Consider the following 16,406-nt stretch of genomic DNA (forward strand, 5'->3'; position numbering starts at 1 on the left):
CGGATCGCTGTGATCCGCGCCCCATCGGCGTATCCGGGTCTTTCAGGCGACCCTCACTCCAGGTACGGTTAGGTAAGCCTCACCGAATACGGGATGGCCTTGCCGAACCGTTCCACCCCTTGGGAGGTGAACCGCGTGTACGTCTGCTCTTGCTTCGGGATCACCGACCGGCAGGTCAAGGAACACGCGGCCGCCGGGGCGTGCACCCCGCGCCAGATCGCCTCGGTGACCAAGGCGGGAACGGACTGCGGTTCCTGTGTGCGCACCATCCAGGGGATCCTCGGCCGCGGGGCGTGCCCGCGCCGGGAACTGCTGGAGAAGGGCGACGCCGCGGCCGTCCTGGCGGCCGACACCCGGCTCGTGGCCGGCGCCGGGTCCGCGCCCGAGCCCGCGCTCGCCGACGCGGCCTAGCTGCGGCTCGCCGCGCCTCGCTGCGCCGGAGCCCGGGCCACTGCCCTGGCTCCTCTGCCCCGGGTCCGCTGCCCCCGCCTAGCTCTCCGGCTGCTCGATCTGCTGCGCGAGGTAGAGCGGCTCGCCGAGGGTCTCGATCAGTTCCAGCTGGGTGTCGAGGTAGTCGATGTGGTGCTCCTCGTCCTCCAGGATCTCCTCGAACAGCCGCGCCGAGGTGACGTCGCCCTTGCCGCGCATGACCTCGATGCCCCGCCTGAGACGGTCGATGGCCTCGACCTCGACCTGCCGGTCCGCCTGGAACATCTCCGTCAGGGTCTGGCCGACGCGTACGTGGAAGAGGCGCTGGTAGTTCGGCAGGCCGTCGAGCATCAGGATGCGCTCGGTGATCTTGTCCGCGTGCTTCATCTCGTCGATGGACTCGGCACGGGTGTAGTGGGCGAGCTTCGTCCACCCCTTGTTGTCCTGGATGCGGTAGTGCAGCCAGTACTGGTTGATGGCGGTGAGCTCGCCGGTCAGCTGCTCGTTGAGAAACTCAAGGACCTCGGGGTCGCCCTGCATCGCAGAGGCTCCTTCCAGGCAGTGTCAGCTAGGTGACGGGGCAGGTGCGCGCATCTTTGCACCGCCGCCGGAGGCCGTCCAGTAAGTACCTCCTTAGTGGGAGTTGCCACGACTTGCCCCTCTGCGGGTGTACCGGGGGTACGCCCGCGCGTACCTGGTCGTGACCACCCGGCCCCGTCTGTCACCATGGAGACATGGGTCAGCCGGAACGCCGGGAATCTCCGGGAGCAGAGCAGTTCGAGCTCCCTCCGGGGCAGCGGTTGCAGCGGGGCTGGCCCGTCACCCACTACGGTCCCGTGCCCAAGTTCAAGCCGGACCGCTGGGAGTTCCGGGTCTTCGGTGCCACGGCCGACGGCGAGAAGCACTGCTGGAACCACGAGGAGTTCGCGGCCCTGCCGTTCGACTCCGTCGTCGCGGACCTGCACTGCGTGACCAAGTTCAGCATGCTGGGCGCCGAATGGGGCGGCGTGCTGGCGCGAACCCTGACCGCCCTCGCACCACCGGCCCCGCAGGTCACGCATGTGATGGTGTGGGCCGAGTACGGCTTCAGCTCCAACATGAGGCTGGCCGATTTCAACGCCGAGCGGACCGTGTTCGCCACCCACATGGGCGGCGAACTGCTGACGGCCGAGCACGGCTTCCCGCTGCGGCTCGTGGTCCCGCACCTCTACGCCTGGAAGGGCCCCAAGTGGGTCCGTGGCATCGAGTACATGACCGCCGACCGGCGGGGCTTCTGGGAGGAGCGGGGCTACCACAACATCGGCGACCCCTGGCGCGAGCAGCGTTACTCGTACCAGGAGGTCCCGGGGGACGGTCCGGAGCTCTAAGGCAGCACCTCGTCAGTGGTACTGGTGGACCACCGCGTGGCCCTTCCCGCGGCCGATCAGCCACTTGTTGACCGGGGTGGTCACGACGAAGGCCAGGGCGAGCGAGAGCGCGAGCGTCGTCCAGAACAGGGCGTCCGAGAGGTGGGCGTCCATGGCTCCGGGCCACACGGCGATGACCCCGTTGTCGATCAGCTCCATGACGGCGATCGAGACGGTGTCCGCCGCCAGCGCCACCCGGACGGCCGAACGGAGGTCCACTCCGGCGGCGAGGATCCCGCGCAGGGTGAGCGCGTAACCGAAGACGAACGCGAGCACGATCGCGAGGACCATCGTCGGGAGGTTGCCCCAGCCCAGGGCGGTGCCGACGACCATGCCGAGGATCTCGCCGATGGCGCATCCGGTGAGGCAGTGCAGGGTGGCCCGCGCGGCGGTGGCCCAGCCGGCGGGGGCGGCGCCGTGCGCGTGGTCACCGTGCGGGTGCACTCCGTGCGGGTGTTCGTGGTGGTGGGCGTGCTCGTGGTCGTGGGCGTGTGCCTGGTCCTGGTCCATGACGACCCCCTGAGGGAAAAGCCGGGTGTACGGTCCTGCCGAGAGACAGAACCGTATACCCCCCAGGGGTATTCCTCAAGGAACCTGCGGATCAGTGGGCGCCGCGCAGCTCCTTCAGCAGGGCCACGTCCGCCGCGTGCCCCTCCTTGCCGCCCGGGGTCTCGATGATCAGCGGCACGCCCTCCGTCTCGGGGTGCGCGCACAGCTCCGCGAAGGCCTCCCGGCCGATGTGGCCCTGGCCGATGTTCGCGTGCCGGTCCTTGTGGGCGCCGACGCCCTCCTGGGAGTCGTTGGCGTGGATCAGCTTCAGCCGGCCCGGGCCCACCGTGTCCACCAGCAGGTCCAGCGTCTGCTTGGTGCCGCCCGGCTCGGCCAGGTCGTGCCCGGCCGCGAAGATGTGGCAGGTGTCCAGGCAGATGCCCAGCTTCGGATGGTGGTCGAGGGCCTCGAAGTACGGGCCGAAGTCCCAGGTCCGGGAGCAGAGCGAGGAGCCCTGCCCGGCCGTGGACTCCAGCAGCAGGAACGGGTCGTCCTCGTGCACCAGCTCGTCCAACAGGGGCAGCATGTACTGCCTGACCTGCGCGTACGCCGCCTCGCGCGGTCGGCCCCCGGTCGCCGAACCGGTGTGCACGACCACGCCGAGCGCGCCGATCTCGCGGCCCCGGCGCAGCGAGTGGCGCAGGGACTCCACTGACTTCTCCACGGTCGCCTCGGTGTGCGAGCCGAAGTTGATCAGGTACGGGGCGTGCACGTACGCGGGGAGGGACTCCTCGGCGCAGCCCGCCCGGAACAGCTCGTCCTGGGCCGGGCTGCCGGCCGGGGTGGCCCAGCCGCGCGGGTTGGCGACGAAGACCTGGAGGGCCTCGGCGCCCATCGCGCGGGCGTACGGGAGACCGACCGAGGCGAGGCCGCCGGCGACGGGGACGTGCCCGCCCACGGGGTTGCGTATCACGGGTGCCACCTCACAGTCCCTTCGTCCGCAGCGTCACGGTGCTGCCCTCGGGGGCGCCCTGGCCGCCCGGCACCGACTGGGTGTCCACCGTGTTGCTGAAGGAGAGGAAGGGCCGGTCCACCTTCACCTTGAAGCCCAGGCCCTCCAGCGTCTTGCGGGCCGCGTCCGCGTCCTGGCCGGTCACGTCCGGCACCTGGACCTGGCGCGGGCCCTTGGACACGGTCAGCGTGACCGTGTCGCCGCCCGCGGCCTGGGCGCCGGCGGCGAGCGACTGGCTCGCGACCGTACCGGCGGGCGAGGCGGAGTTGACCTGCTCCTGCGCCGTCGCCGCCTTCAGCCCGACGGCCTCCAGCGCGGCGCGCGCCTGCTCGACGGGCTTGCCGGTGACGGCCGGGACGGGCACCGGGCGGCCCTTGCTGACGACGAGCGCGATGGCGGTGTCGGGGGCCAGCCGCTGGCCGCCCCCGGGCTTGCTCTCGATCACCGAGCCCTGGGCGACGTCCTGGCTGAAGGCCTGCGTGACGATGCCGGGCGCCAGGCCCGTCCGCGTCAGCTCCGCTTTGGCCTCCTCCAGCGGCCTGCCCTTGAGGTCGGGGACGCTGATGACCTCGGGGCCGCGGGAGACGGTGAGGGTGACGGCGCCGTTGCCGCGGATCCGCTTGCCGCCGCCGGGATCGGTGTTCATCACCGTCCCGCGGTCGAAGGCGTCGCTGAACTTGCGGTCCACCCCCTTCACGCCGAGACCGGCGGCGGACAGCTGGGAGCGGGCCTGCTCCTCCGTCTTGCCGAGGAGGTTGGGGACCTTGGTGAACTGGCCGGAGTTGATGTACCAGACGCCGATGCCGAGTCCGAGCGCGAGCAGGACCGCGGCGATGACGAGCACCGGGCCGCGGCGGCGCGGACCGGCGGGCGGGGCGGGGGTCGCGTGTGATGCGTGCGCCGTCTGCGTCATGTGGGTCGTCTGCGTCGCCTGCGCCGGGGGGTGCTCCAGGCGCGAGGTGTGGTGCACGGGGTGGGGGTTCTCCAGCGGGCGAGGGATCACGCTGGTGCGGTCCTCGGTGGCCGCCCGGTCCCTGGCCCGCGCCTGCGGCGGTACGGCGTCCAGCTCGGTGTCCCCGAGCGCGGCGCGGGCGGCGCGGACCAGCCCGAGCAGCGCCACGGCGTCGGCCGGACGCAGCTCGGGGTCGCGGGCGGTGGCGCTGGCGACGAGGGCGTCGAGGGCCTCGGGGAGCCCGGGGACGGCCGCCGAGGGGGGCGGGACGTCCTCGTTGAGGTGCTGGTAGAGCACCTGGGCGGGGGAGCCGCCGGTGTGCGGCTTGGTGCCGGTGAGCATCTCGTACAGGACGACGCCGCAGGCGTAGACGTCGACGCGGGTGTCGGTGACCCCGTTCTCGATCTGCTCGGGCGCGAGGTAGGAGACGGTGCCGAGCACCGAGCCGGTGGTGTTCGTCACGGCGTCCACGGAACGGACCAGGCCGAAATCGGCCACCTTGACGCGGCCGTCGTCGCCGATCAGGACGTTCTCGGGCTTCATGTCCCGGTGGACGAAACCGGCGCGGTGGGCGGCGCCGAGGGCCGCGAGCACCGGCTCGAAGATGTCGAGCGCGGCCCGGGGCTGGAGCGCACCGCGCTCGCGCAGCACGTCGCGCAGGGTGCAGCCGGAGACGTACTCCATCGCGAGGTAGGTGTACGGGCCGTCCGTGCCCTGGTCGAAGACGGCGACCACGTTGGTGTGCGCGAGGCGGGCCACGGACTTGGCCTCGCGGATGAAACGGTCCACGAAGGCGGCGTCGGCGGCGAGCGCGGGGTGCATCACCTTGAGGGCGAGGACGCGGTCGAGGCGGGTGTCGACGGCCCGGTAGACCGTGGCCATGCCGCCGGCCGCGATGCGGGCGTCGATGCGGTAGCGGCCGTCGAGCACGCGCCCGACGAGGGGGTCATCCAGGGTCGTATCCACCCGCCGATTCTACGAGCCGACGCGTCGGCCCCGTCCGGGGCGTCCAGGTTGCAGCGCAGCCGTGACACGGCCGGACGGCCGGGGGCCGTGGGGGCGCCCCCTCGGGAGGAGCGCCGACGGCCCTTGCCCGGGGGCTCCGGCGAGCCGCACCCCGCCGGCCCGCCTCGCGGAGGGCTGGGGGCTTCCCGCCAGTCCCATCGTCCTTCCGCGCCGGACCGGTCCCTCAAGGGCGCTCCCTCCGGTCGCGTCGCTCCGCGATGGCCTCCGGCCACCCTTGACCGACCACCCCGCCACGAAAAGCCGAAGACTGCCGGGAACCCCCCGGAGGAACGGTCAGGGGCCAGAACAGCCAGAAGCGGGCACCTCACCGCTGCCCGAGCCGTCTCCGCTCAACCGCTGATCCCGCCGCCGTCGTTGGTCCAGGCAGGCTTCCAGGGTGTCGAGGTAGTCGGTCGGGACGATGTTGCGGACGGCGGTGGTGAATTCGAGACCGGTCGCATCGCGGATGTAGGCGAGCCGCACCCACCGCTCCGCACCGCTGCCCGCGACGTTCTCGTTGACCACGGCCATCAGCTCGCCCTCGACCCCGGACGCGATGTCCCGTACCCGACGGCCCAGCAGCCGGTGCCGCACGTACTCGTACTGCTCAGCCATCGGACGCCTCTTGGAAGGAGTCGATGAAGAGTTCCCAGCCGGTGCGGGCGCGATCAAGGAGGGCCTGGCTCGGAGCGGGAGGAGCCTTGGGCGCGGGCCACGGATCGTGCGCCGTGTCGAGTTCGAGCACGCCGTGGGCACAGCTGTGGATGATCCGGCTGGTCATGGGTACTCCCTGAGTCGGTGCTGGCGGCCGGTGTGAATAGGTAACCGCGCGCACACCCTCCGCGAGTACCGTTGGAGGCTCGGAGAAGCATGCAAGCCATGCACCTGTCGGGAGCTGCTCATGGCGCAACGCTCACGCACCGCGAATACCGGCCTGTCGACGCTTCTTGAGCAGGCTGGATGGTCAAGAAGCCAGTTCGCCTCGATCGTCGACCGGGTCGGGGCCGAAGCCGGGATCGCTCTCAAGTACGGCCAGCCCGCCGTCTCCCAGTGGGTGGCGGGTCACCAGCCCCGGCCGCAGGTCAGGCCGCTGATCATCGAGGCGTTCGAACGGAAACTGGCCCGGCCGGTGACCTACGCCGAGGCCGGCCTCAGGCCGCCGGGCGGAGCGGCGGACACCGTGCGGGACCTCGTAGACCTGGGAAGGGCCGACATGGATCCAACGCGACGCGGCGTGATCGCCGCAGGAGTCTTCTCCGCGGCGCTCGCCATCCCCCTCTTTCCGAGCCTGGCGCGGGCCGACACCCCCGAGCCGATAAGGCCGGGCAAGGCGACGACGCGGATCGGGCAGGCGCAGGTGACCGCCGTGGAGGCGATGACCGACCGGATCGCGGACATCCTCGACGAGCTCGGCGCAGGTCATGCCCGGCCGATGGCGGCCGCCTTCCTCGTGAACACGGTCGGGCCCTGGCTGAAGGCCGAAGCGGCCGCACCCGTACGCCGGAGCATGCTGGCGGCGGCTTCCGACCTCGTGTACCTCACCGGCTGGATGGCGATGTACGAGCGGCAGCATCGCCTCGGCCAGGAGTACTACGTCAACGCGCTCAAGCTCGCCGGGGAGGCGGACGACCACGTCACGTACTGCCGCACCCTGCGCGGCATGTCCCTCCAGGCCTCGAACCTCGGCTACGGCCGACGCGCCCTCGAACTCGCCGACTCGGCGGCGGAGGCGGCACCCGTGGCCGGACCTCGGCTGGTCGCGTTCCTGCGCGGGCAGCAGGCTCACGGCGCGGCGATGGTGGGAGACAAGCGCCAGGCCTTCACCCGGCTGCGCGAGGCCGAAGAGGCGCTCGCCCGGGCCGACGACCGGAGGGAGTCGGTGGGCGGGTACGACCGGACCGCGTACCTCTTCCACGTGGCGCACGTCCAGAACGAGACGAAGGACGTACCGGGCTCGGTCCGGACGCTCCGGGAATCCATCCGGGTGCAACCGGCGAACGAACGGCAGGGCCGTCTCCACGCCTACGGACTCCTCGCCCAGCGGCAGCTGTCGATCGGCCACGTGGAAGCCGCGTGCGAATCCTGGGGCCGGTTCCTGGACGAGTACGAGGTGCTGTCCTCGGCGCGCGGCGACGAACACTTCGAGCTGATGAACCTCCGCCTCCGCCCCCACCACACGGTCCGCGCGGTCCGCGACCTCCACGAACGCGCCCAGCTCGTCGGCACGTTGAAGGGCTGACCCCATGGCAGACGAGACAACCCACGCCCAGGGCACCGCGGGGTTCCTGTTCGAGCTCGGCGTGCTGAAGCGCGAGCGTCGGTCGGGGTGGTGGCACACCGGGGTCAGGGATCCGGAGAGCATCGCCGAGCACAGCTTTCGCGTCGCCGCCATCGGGGCCGTGCTCGCGATGATGGAGGGCGCCGACGCCGCCAGGGTCACGCTCATGTGCGTCATGCACGACACCCAGGAAACCCGCATCGGCGACATCCCGCACATCGGCCGCCGCTACCTCAAGGCCGCTTCGAACGAGGAGATCACCGCCGATCAGCTCGCGACCGCCCACCCGGCCGTCGCGGCCGGCATCCAGGCCGTCGTGGCGGACTACGAGAACGGCACCGATCCCGAGGTGGTCATCGCCCACGACGCCGACAAGCTCGAATGCCTGATCCAGGCCGTCGAGTACCGCGAACAGGGCAACGTGAACGTGCAGAACTGGATCGACTCCAGCCTCAGCGCCCTGAAGACCACCTCGGCCAAGGCCCTGGCCGAGGCGGCACTGAGCATGTCGTCCCTGGCCTGGCGACAGACCTTCCTCCCTCGTTGACGGCCGCCGACGGATCGGCCTGGGCGCTGTTTCGTAGCCCCCAGTACCTCCCGGAGGCGGCTTGCCGGTCCCCGCGCCCTCAGAACGCCGGGCGTTCCGGGTCCAGGGTGGCGCGGCCCGTGGTGGGGGAGGAGGGGGCGGCGAAGCGGCGTGGGGGGATGCGGCCGGCGCGGTGGGCCAGGCGGCCCGCCGTGACGGCGTCCCGCATGGCCGCCGCCATCAGGACGGGGGCCTGGGCCCGGGTCACCGCCGAGGCGAGCATCACCGCCGCGCAGCCGAGTTCCATCGCGAGGGCGGCGTCCGACGCCGTGCCGGCCCCGGCGTCCAGGATGACCGGGACCCCGGCCCGCTCCGTGATCAGCTCGAAGTTGTGCGGGTTGCGGATGCCGAGCCCGGAGCCGATGGGGGAGCCGAGCGGCATGATCGCCGCGCAGCCCACGTCCTCCAGCTTCCGCGCCAGCACCGGGTCGTCGTTGGTGTACGGCAGGACCGTGAAGCCTTCGTCGACCAGCGTCTCGGCGGCGTCGAGCAGCTCGACTCCGTCCGGCAGGAGCGTGCGCTCGTCGGCGACGACCTCCAGCTTGATCCAGTCGGTGCCGAGCGCCTCGCGCGCCAGGCGGGCCGTGAGCACGGCCTCGCCCGCGGTGAAGCAGCCCGCCGTGTTCGGCAGGACGGCGATGCCGAGCCGGTCCAGGACGGAGAGGACCGAGCCCTGCACCGTCGGGTCCAGGCGGCGCATGGCCACGGTGGTCAGCTCGGTGCCGGAGGCGAGGAGGGCGCGTTCCAGCACGTCCAGGCTCGGGGCCCCGCCCGTGCCCATGATCAGGCGGGAGGTGAAGGTCCGGCCGCCGAGGGTGAAGAGGTCGTCCGCCATGGCCGTCAGCCCCCCTGTACCGCGGTGAGGATCTCGACCCGGTCGCCGTCGCCCACCGGGGTGTGCGGCCAGCGTCCCCGCGGGACGACGGTCTCGTTGAGGGCGGCGGCCACGCCGGAGGGGGCGGCGGTCAGGGTGGCGACCACGGCGTCGAGGGTGGTGCCGGCCGCGACCTCGCGCGGCTCGCCGTTGACGGAGATGCTCATGCGTAGGACTCCTGACGCGTGGGGGAGAAGCGGCGCGGGGTGAAGGGGCGGGCGGCCTCCGGCACGGTGCCGGTGGCCAGCAGTTCCGCCATCACGTCGCCGGTGACGGGGGTCAGCAGCACCCCGTTGCGGTAGTGGCCGGTGGCCAGGTGCAGGCCGGGCAGCTCGGTCGGGCCCAGCAGGGGCGCGTTGTCGGGGGAGCCGGGGCGCAGTCCGGCCCGGGTCTCGACCAGCGGCAGTTCGGTGATGCCGGGCACCAGGTCGTGGGCGTCGCGCAGCAGCTCGTACACCCCGCCCGCGGTGACGGTGGTGTCCCAGCCGAGTTCCTCGCTGGTGGCCCCGACCACCAGCTCGCCGTTCTCGCGCGGCACCAGGTAGACGTGGCTGCCGCGCACGACGGCCCGTACGGTCCGGGACAGGAACGGCGCGTAGGCGGCCGGTACCGACAGCCGCAGCACCTGCCCCTTCACGGGCCGCACCGGCACCGCCACCTCGGGCGGCACCCCGGCCAGCCGGCCGCTGAGCGAGCCGGCCGCGAGGACCGTCTGGTCGGCGCGCAGCTCCGTACCGTCCTCCAGTACGGCGCCCAGCGCGCGCCCGGCCCCGGTCAGCAGCCGGGCCGCCGCCGCCCGGTGCACGGTGACCCCGGCCCGGGCGCAGGCGGTGAGCAGCGCGGCGGCGAGCCGGCGGGGGTCCACCTGGTGGTCGCCGTCGACGCGCAGCCCGCCGCGTACGCCCGGGGCCAGCATCGGCTCCAGGCGGCGGCACTCGCGGCCGGTCAGCCACTGCGCGTCCAGGCCGCAGCGGCGCTGGAGGGCGTGCAGTTCGCGCAGGTGGAGGCGGTCGTCGGCGTCGAGGGCGACGGCGAGGGTGCCGCAGGCCCGGTAGCCGATGTCCATGCCGCCGCTGGCGTCGGCCAGTTCGGCGGCGAAGCGCGGGTAGCGCGCGGCGGAATCGACGTTGAGCCCGAGCAGCGTCTCCTCGCCGTAGTGCAGTTCGGTGACGGCGGCGAGCATGCCGGCCGCGACGCGGGCGGCGCCCCCGCCGGGATCGGGGTCGGCCAGGGTGACGCGCAGTCCGCGTCCGGCCGCCCGCCAGGCCGTGACCAGGCCGATGATGCCGCCCCCGATGACGAGGACGTCGCTTCCCGTCCGGGACGTCCCGGATGTTCCGGATGAGTGCATGGGCGTCCAGCCCCTCCCTTCGCCGGCATGACCCGGATCAGGTTCGTACGGTCGGAGGCCGGCCAGCCTCCCTCTCAGCCCGGTGCGCCCGGACTCCCGCGATAGGTACGGTGGCCAGACTAACCCCGGCGGGGGTGGCGGGTAAGGCTGCCTCCCCGGGCGCCACGCCCCCGTGGTGCCCTCGTGGCGCTCCCGCCGTTCCTGACAGACCGTCAGTTCATTAGGCTGGGCGCGTGAGCGAGCAGACGCAGCAGACGAAGCCCGGTGTCGTGATCGTCGGCGCCGGAATGGCCGGGGTGCAGACCGCGGTGGCCCTGCGGGAACAGGGCTACACCGGCCCCGTGACCCTCCTGGGCGCCGAACCCCACCAGCCCTACGACCGGCCCCCGCTGTCCAAGGCGGTGCTGCTCGGCAAGGCCGAGGACTCCGCCTTCGACGTCGCCTTCGACGTGGACTTCGAGGACCTGCGCATCGACCTGCGCCTCGGCGTCGAGGTCACCGGCGTACGGGCCGCCGCGCGCGAGCTGGACACCCCGGCCGGCCCCCTCTCCTACGAGGTCCTCGTGCTGGCCACCGGCGCCGAACCGCTGACCCTGCCCGGGGCCGAGGGCGTCCCGGGCGTGCACCTGCTGCGCACCCTGGACGACGCCGTCCGGCTGCGCCCCGTCCTGGCGGCCCCGCACGACCTCGTCGTCGTCGGCGCGGGCTGGATCGGCGCCGAGTTCGCCACCGCGGCCCGCGAGGCCGGCCGCGCCGTCACCGTCGTGGAGGCGGCCGACCGGGTCCTGGCCGGGGCCCTGCCCGCCGAGGTGGCCGCCCCGATGGCCCGGTGGTACGCCGAATCCGGCGCCACCCTGATCACCGGCGCCCGGGTGGCCGCCGTCGAGGAGGGCCTGGTCCGGCTCGCCGACGGCCGGGAGCTGCCCGCCGGGGCGGTGGTCGTCGGCATCGGCGCCCGCCCCGCCACCGGCTGGCTCGACGGCTCCGGTGTCGAACGCGGCCCCGACGGCTCGATCACCGCCGACGCCCACCTGCGCACCTCCCTGCCCGGGGTGTACGCCGTCGGCGACTGCGCCTCCTTCCCCTCGGCCCGCTACGGCGCCCGCCTGCTGGTCCACCACTGGGACAACGCCCTCCAGGGCCCCCGGGCCGTCGCGGCGAACATCCTCGCCGGGGAGCCCGTACAGGCATACGACCCCGTGCCCTACTTCTGGTCCGAGCAGTTCGGCCGCTTCGTCCAGTACGCCGGCCACCACGGCGGCGCCGACACGCTGCTGTGGCGCGGCGACCCGGACGAGGCGGCCTGGTCGGTGTGCTGGCTGCGCGACGGCGCCCTCGTCGCGGTCCTGGCCGTGGGCCGCCCCCGCGACCTGGCGCAGGGGCGCCGGCTGATCGAATCGGGCGTCCCCCTCGATCCGGCCAGGGCCGCCGATCCGGCCGTCCCGCTGAAGTCGGCCACGGCCTGATGCCGGGGGCCGCCGGCCCCGGACGGGGCCGCTCGGGTACCGGCGGTCAGTGGGAGATGGCAGGCTTGTACCCGTGACCGAGATTGACGCAAAGATCGACGCCCTTGTTCCCGCCTGGCTGCACCTCCCCGACATCGCGGAGATGCTCGACATCGAAGTGACCCGGGTCCGCCAGCTGGTCAAGGAAGGTCAGCTGCTCGCCGTGCGCCGCGGCCAGAACCGTTCCCTCCAGGTACCCGCTCCCTTCATCGACGGGGACAAGATCGTCAAGGGCCTGGTCGGCCTGCTGACCGTGCTGCGCGACGACGGCTTCTCCGACGAGGAGATCCTGGAGTGGATGTTCACCCCGGACCCGACCCTGCCCGGCACCCCCGCGCAGGCGCTGAGCGAGAATCGCGGCACGGAGGTGAAGCGACGCGCCCAGGCGCTCGCCCTCTGACCGGCTGATCCACCGGCGTACGGGCCCGCCCCGGCCCGTACGCCACCATCACGGGGGGAACACCCATGCAGCAGCTGTCCGACGCCCGGCTCTACCTGTGCACGGACGCCCGCAAGCGCCAGGGCGACCTCCCCGCGTTCCTCGACGCCGTCCTCTCCGGCGGCGTCGACATCGTCCAGCTCCGCGACAAGGGCATGGAGGCCGGCGAGGAACTCGACCACCTCCAGGTCTTCGCCGAGGCCGCCCGCCGCCACGGCAGGCTCCTCGCCGTCAACGACCGCGCCGACGTCGCGCACGCCATCGGCTCCGACGTCCTCCACCTCGGCCAGGGCGACATCCCCGTCCCCGCCGCCCGCGCCATCCTCGGCGAGGGGGTCCTCATCGGCCGTTCCTGCCACGCCGAGGCCGAGGTCGCCGCCGCCGTCGCCGAACCCGGCGTGGACTACTTCTGCACCGGCCCCTGCTGGCCCACCCCCACCAAGCCCGGCCGCCACGCCCCCGGCCTGGACCTCGTGCGCTACGCCGCCTCCCTGGAGCAGACCCGCCCCTGGTTCGCCATCGGCGGCATCGACCGCACAAACCTGGACGAGGTGCTCGACGCCGGAGCCACCCGCGTGGTCGTCGTCCGCGCCCTCACCGAGGCCGCCGACCCCTACGCGGCCGCCCACGAACTCTCCAAGCGGATCCGCGCCCGCCTGGCCTAGTGTCCAAAAACATGTCCAATTGATGGACAGCGCTTCGGCGTGCGGGACCGCCCGTCTAACCTGCGGGTATGGCCTTTGGTACCGCTTCCACCTGGTCGGACCGTGCGCACACGGTCCGCGACCTCCTCGCGTCCGGGCGCTCGTACTCCTTCGAGTTCTGGGCCCCCAAGACCGAGAAGGGCGAGCGCAACCTCTGGAACGCCCTGCGCCGGATCGAGGCCGTCTCCCCGAGCTTCGTCTCGGTCACCTACGGAGCCGGCGGCTCCACCCGCGGCGGCACCGTCCGCGCCACCCAGCAGATCGCCGCCGACACCACCCTGACCCCCGTCGCGCACCTCACCGCCGTCGACCACTCCGTCGCCGAGCTGCGCCACGTGATCGGCCAGTTCGCGGACGCCGGCATCCGCAACATGCTCGCGCTGCGCGGTGACCCGCCGGGCGACCCGATGGCCCCCTGGGTCAAGCACCCGGAGGGCGTGGACTACGCCGCCGACCTCGTCCGGCTGCTCAAGGAGTCCGGCGACTTCTGCGTGGGCGTCGCCGCCTTCCCCGAGATGCACCCCCGTTCGGAGGACTGGGACACGGACATCCGGCACTTCGTGGACAAGTGCCGTGCGGGCGCGGACTACGCGATCACCCAGATGTTCTTCGATCCCGAAAATTATCTGCGGCTGCGCGACAGCGCCGCCAAGGCCGGCTGCGAGACCCCGATCATCCCCGAGGTCATGCCCGTTGTGGCCATCAAGCAGCTCGACCGGCTGCCCCAACTGAGCACCGCCGTCTTCCCCGCGGACGTGAAAGAGCGCATGCTCGCCGTCAAGGACGATCCGGCCGCTGTACGCTCCATGGGCATCGAGTTCGCCACGGAGTTCTGCGCGCGGCTGCTGTCCGAGGGTGTCCCGGGGCTGCACTTCATCACGCTGAACAACTCCACGGCGACCCTTGAGATCTACGAGAACCTGGGCCTGCACCAGCGGGCCTGATCGGCCGTCTCCCGTTCCCGCGCCGGCGGCCGTACCGAGAGGGGCCTTGCATGGGAATGACGGTCCTCTACATCGCGTTCGGCATCGTCGCGTTGTGGCTGCTTGCCGAGGTCCTGATGCAGTACAAGGCCCGGCTGCGCTGGCGCCTGCTCGCCTTCGCCGGGTTCGCCGGCGTCGTAGCGGGGGTGGTGCTGCCGTCGGTCGTCGTGATCGCCGTGGGCGCGACCGCCTTCGCCGTCGGCCAGACCCTCGTGACGCTCTCCTTCCGCAAGGGCTTCGTGGCCGGCTGGGCCCTGCGCCGCGGCGGCGAACCCGTCCGCCAGACGCGGAGCCGGCGCCGGCGGGGCGGCCCCGCGCCGCGCCGCGAACCCGCCCTGGAGGTCACCGGGGTGGAGTACGGGGCCCCGGGCGCGGACGCGCGGAGCCCGGAGCGCCATGACGACTCCGACGACGTGTTCACCCCGCGGCCGGTGCCCGAGGAGACGGGCTCGTACGGGATACAGGGTTTCGCCTCCGGGCAGCCCGACGCCACCGCCGCCTTCGCCTCGCCCTTCACCACGGCCGAGCAGGACGCCCACCAGTACGCCGCCTCCTACGACCCCCAGCAGGGCCAGGGCGGTTACGACTACACCGGCTACCCGGCCGGCGGCGAACAGCAGGTCTACGCCGCCTACTCGGACCCGTACATCGGCACCGGCGGCGGGCTCACCCCGGCCGCCCCCGGCGACTACCCCGACTACACGGCGTACACCGCCTACCCGTCCTACGCCGACCCCGCCGCGCAGCAGTACTCCACCGACACCCCGCCCGGCGGAGTGTGGGTCCCGCAGCAGCGGGCCACCGACGCCCCGGCCGGGTACCCGGAGCAGGACGGCCGCCAGCAGCCGCCGCAGGGGTACCCGTACCAGGGCGACGCGAACGGCGGCGGCAACGGGAACGGCGCCGGCGAGTACGAGCAGTACCGCTACTGACGGCGTCCGGGCCCGGGGCCCCGGCTCACCGCGAGCCCCGGAAGCCCTCCCCCTCCACGATCAGCCCGGCCACCAGGGCCCCGGTCATCCCGGCGTGCGCGAGCCCGCCGCCGGGGTGCGCCCAGCCGCCCGCCAGGTACAGCCCGGGCAGGGCCGTCGCGTTGGCGGGGTACAGCAGCCGGCCGCCGTCCCCGGCCAGGGCGGGCGGGGGCACCGAGCCGCCGAGCGCGCCCGTCGCCGCCTCCACGTCCGACGGCGTACGCACCTCCAGCCACAGCAGCCGCTCCCGCAACCGCGGTACGGCCCGGGCGGCGAGGTCCAGCAGCTCCTCGGGGTCCGGCACCGGGGCCCCGCCCGCGGGGCCGCACACGGCGGTCACCGTGACCGCCTCGTGGTCGGCGTCGGGCCGGGTGGCCGGGTCGTCCGGGCGCAGGACGGTGACGTCGAGCCCGGGGGAGTGCACCAGCGTGCGGTGCACGGTGCCGTCCGGCCGGGCCCCGCGCAGGGCCAGCAGCAGGGTCAGCCGGCCGGGCACCCCGTCGCCGCGGGCGGGCGCGCCGCCGTGCGGCCAGGACACCGACCCGGCCGGGAGCCGCCGCGGGTCCATCCCGCAGACCACGGAGTCGGCCGTCGCCTCGGTGCCGTCGCCCAGCAGCACCCCGGCCGCCCGGCCACCCCGCGCCAGGACCTCACGTACGGGCGTGTCGAAGGCGAAGGTGACCTTCCGCTCCAGGCAGCGCTCGTAGAGGGCGGTGGCCAGCTCGCGCATGCCGCCCAGGACGTACCAGCTGCCGAAGGTCTGCTCCATGTAGGGCAGCGCGGCGGCGGAGGCGGGCGCGGCGTCCGGGTCCAGCCCGTACGCCCGTACCCGTCCGGCCAGCAGCTCCCCGAGCGGGCCGCCCAGCTCGCGCGCGGCCACCTCGGCCAGCGAGGGGGTGCGGCGGCGCAGCAGGCCGCTCCCGCGCAGCGCCGGATAGGGGTCGCGGCCCAGCACCTGCCAGTCGGGGCGCAGCGGCTCCTCCAGCAGCGGGCGGCGGGTGGCGTCCCAGGTGTCGCGGGCGCGGCCCAGGACGGCGTTCCAGCGCTCGCCCGCGCCCTTGCCGAAGGCCTCGTCGAGGGCGGCCGCGACGCCGCCGCGCGAGGCGCCCGGGAGGGTGACGGAGGTGTCGGCGAGGACGTGCCGGACGGCCGGGTCCAGCTGGACCATGCCGACCAGGTCCTCCAGCGGGCGCTTGCCGGTCTTCACGAACAGGTCGCGGTAGACGGCGGGCAGGTGCAGCAGCCCGGGGCCGGTGTCGAAGGTGAAGCCGTCGCGGGCGAAGCGGCCGACCGCCCCGCCGTAGGAGGCCCCCCGCTCGTACACCGTCACCTGGTGTCCCGCGACCGCCAGCCGGGCCGCCGTCGCCATCGCGCCCATGCCGGCGCCGATCACCGCAATTCTCGCCATGCGGCTGAGCCTAT

At 73.3% G+C, this 16,406-nt stretch carries 19 protein-coding genes and 1 riboswitch; of the genes, 9 read left to right on the forward strand and 10 right to left on the reverse strand.

Going from position 1 to position 16,406, the window contains the following annotated elements; translation table 11 throughout:
• Positions 1-135 precede the first annotated feature (135 nt).
• Entirely contained in the window at positions 136-411 is a 276-nt protein-coding gene (locus tag ACZ6ZT_RS19220; protein ID WP_469720551.1) for a (2Fe-2S)-binding protein, read from the forward strand.
• Positions 412-489: 78 nt separating this feature from the next.
• On the opposite strand, the gene bfr is transcribed toward ACZ6ZT_RS19220, so the two are convergent.
• Complete coding sequence (gene bfr / locus ACZ6ZT_RS19225) at positions 490-969, reverse strand: bacterioferritin (RefSeq protein WP_469720553.1); 480 nt, start codon at positions 967-969, stop codon at positions 490-492.
• A gap of 194 nt (positions 970-1,163) precedes the next feature.
• Between bfr and ACZ6ZT_RS19230 the strand changes: the two genes are divergently transcribed.
• Positions 1,164-1,796, forward strand: coding sequence for a sulfite oxidase-like oxidoreductase (locus tag ACZ6ZT_RS19230; RefSeq protein WP_469720555.1), 633 nt, complete (start codon positions 1,164-1,166; stop codon positions 1,794-1,796).
• A gap of 12 nt (positions 1,797-1,808) precedes the next feature.
• On the opposite strand, the gene ACZ6ZT_RS19235 is transcribed toward ACZ6ZT_RS19230, so the two are convergent.
• The 5 genes from ACZ6ZT_RS19235 to ACZ6ZT_RS19255 all read right to left on the reverse strand — a co-directional run bounded on the left by ACZ6ZT_RS19235 (position 1,809) and on the right by ACZ6ZT_RS19255 (position 6,074).
• Positions 1,809-2,345 carry a DUF4396 domain-containing protein gene (locus ACZ6ZT_RS19235; protein WP_469720557.1) on the reverse strand — a complete coding sequence of 179 codons (537 nt, stop codon included), beginning with the start codon at positions 2,343-2,345 and terminating at the stop codon, positions 1,809-1,811.
• 91 nt (positions 2,346-2,436) lie between these two features.
• Positions 2,437-3,294 (reverse strand): deoxyribonuclease IV, encoded by an 858-nt coding sequence (locus ACZ6ZT_RS19240; RefSeq protein ID WP_469720681.1) that lies wholly within the window; start codon positions 3,292-3,294, stop codon positions 2,437-2,439.
• A gap of 13 nt (positions 3,295-3,307) precedes the next feature.
• Positions 3,308-5,254, reverse strand: coding sequence for a Stk1 family PASTA domain-containing Ser/Thr kinase (gene pknB, locus ACZ6ZT_RS19245; RefSeq protein ID WP_469720559.1), 1,947 nt, complete (start codon positions 5,252-5,254; stop codon positions 3,308-3,310).
• A gap of 333 nt (positions 5,255-5,587) precedes the next feature.
• Positions 5,588-5,908, reverse strand: coding sequence for a hypothetical protein (locus ACZ6ZT_RS19250; protein ID WP_469720561.1), 321 nt, complete (start codon positions 5,906-5,908; stop codon positions 5,588-5,590).
• On the reverse strand, positions 5,901-6,074 hold the full coding sequence (locus ACZ6ZT_RS19255; protein ID WP_469720563.1) for a hypothetical protein: 174 nt from the start codon (positions 6,072-6,074) through the stop codon (positions 5,901-5,903). The genes ACZ6ZT_RS19250 and ACZ6ZT_RS19255 overlap by 8 nt, the downstream gene beginning before the upstream one ends.
• A gap of 120 nt (positions 6,075-6,194) precedes the next feature.
• On the opposite strand from ACZ6ZT_RS19255, the gene ACZ6ZT_RS19260 reads away from it, so the two are divergent.
• Together ACZ6ZT_RS19260 and ACZ6ZT_RS19265 are read left to right on the forward strand one after the other, a co-directional pair.
• The gene (locus ACZ6ZT_RS19260; protein ID WP_469720565.1) at positions 6,195-7,532 is read left to right on the forward strand and encodes a hypothetical protein; all 1,338 of its coding nucleotides are present in this window, start codon (positions 6,195-6,197) and stop codon (positions 7,530-7,532) included.
• A 4-nt stretch (positions 7,533-7,536) separates the two neighbouring features.
• The gene (locus ACZ6ZT_RS19265) at positions 7,537-8,118 is read left to right on the forward strand and encodes an HD domain-containing protein (RefSeq protein WP_469720567.1); all 582 of its coding nucleotides are present in this window, start codon (positions 7,537-7,539) and stop codon (positions 8,116-8,118) included.
• 79 nt (positions 8,119-8,197) lie between these two features.
• Here the strand turns inward: ACZ6ZT_RS19265 and ACZ6ZT_RS19270 are convergent, their stop codons facing one another.
• The 3 genes from ACZ6ZT_RS19270 to thiO all read right to left on the reverse strand — a co-directional run bounded on the left by ACZ6ZT_RS19270 (position 8,198) and on the right by thiO (position 10,382).
• Positions 8,198-8,992, reverse strand: a complete 795-nt coding sequence (locus ACZ6ZT_RS19270; protein WP_469720569.1) for a thiazole synthase — start codon at positions 8,990-8,992, stop codon at positions 8,198-8,200.
• A gap of 5 nt (positions 8,993-8,997) precedes the next feature.
• Positions 8,998-9,198, reverse strand: a complete 201-nt coding sequence (thiS, locus tag ACZ6ZT_RS19275; protein WP_469720571.1) for a sulfur carrier protein ThiS — start codon at positions 9,196-9,198, stop codon at positions 8,998-9,000.
• Positions 9,195-10,382: a glycine oxidase ThiO gene (gene thiO, locus ACZ6ZT_RS19280; RefSeq protein ID WP_469720573.1), complete on the reverse strand. Its 1,188-nt coding sequence runs from the start codon at positions 10,380-10,382 to the stop codon at positions 9,195-9,197. The genes thiS and thiO overlap by 4 nt, the downstream gene beginning before the upstream one ends.
• Positions 10,380-10,492: riboswitch (TPP riboswitch) on the reverse strand. (Overlaps the previous gene by 3 nt.)
• A gap of 123 nt (positions 10,493-10,615) precedes the next feature.
• Between thiO and ACZ6ZT_RS19285 the strand changes: the two genes are divergently transcribed.
• From ACZ6ZT_RS19285 to ACZ6ZT_RS19305, 5 genes are all read left to right on the forward strand, one after another.
• Positions 10,616-11,848: an NAD(P)/FAD-dependent oxidoreductase gene (locus ACZ6ZT_RS19285; protein ID WP_469720575.1), complete on the forward strand. Its 1,233-nt coding sequence runs from the start codon at positions 10,616-10,618 to the stop codon at positions 11,846-11,848.
• A 73-nt stretch (positions 11,849-11,921) separates the two neighbouring features.
• The gene (locus ACZ6ZT_RS19290) at positions 11,922-12,287 is read left to right on the forward strand and encodes an Rv2175c family DNA-binding protein (RefSeq protein WP_469720577.1); all 366 of its coding nucleotides are present in this window, start codon (positions 11,922-11,924) and stop codon (positions 12,285-12,287) included.
• A gap of 65 nt (positions 12,288-12,352) precedes the next feature.
• Complete coding sequence (gene thiE, locus ACZ6ZT_RS19295) at positions 12,353-12,991, forward strand: thiamine phosphate synthase (protein WP_469720579.1); 639 nt, start codon at positions 12,353-12,355, stop codon at positions 12,989-12,991.
• A 68-nt stretch (positions 12,992-13,059) separates the two neighbouring features.
• Positions 13,060-13,974, forward strand: coding sequence for a methylenetetrahydrofolate reductase [NAD(P)H] (gene metF, locus ACZ6ZT_RS19300; RefSeq protein ID WP_469720581.1), 915 nt, complete (start codon positions 13,060-13,062; stop codon positions 13,972-13,974).
• 50 nt (positions 13,975-14,024) lie between these two features.
• Positions 14,025-14,945 carry a hypothetical protein gene (locus ACZ6ZT_RS19305; protein WP_469720583.1) on the forward strand — a complete coding sequence of 307 codons (921 nt, stop codon included), beginning with the start codon at positions 14,025-14,027 and terminating at the stop codon, positions 14,943-14,945.
• Between the two features lie 25 nt (positions 14,946-14,970).
• Here the strand turns inward: ACZ6ZT_RS19305 and ACZ6ZT_RS19310 are convergent, their stop codons facing one another.
• Positions 14,971-16,392, reverse strand: a complete 1,422-nt coding sequence (locus tag ACZ6ZT_RS19310; RefSeq protein WP_469720585.1) for a phytoene desaturase family protein — start codon at positions 16,390-16,392, stop codon at positions 14,971-14,973.
• Positions 16,393-16,406: the final 14 nt, after the last annotated feature.

Source organism: Streptomyces sp. NPDC102258 (assembly GCF_055584685.1).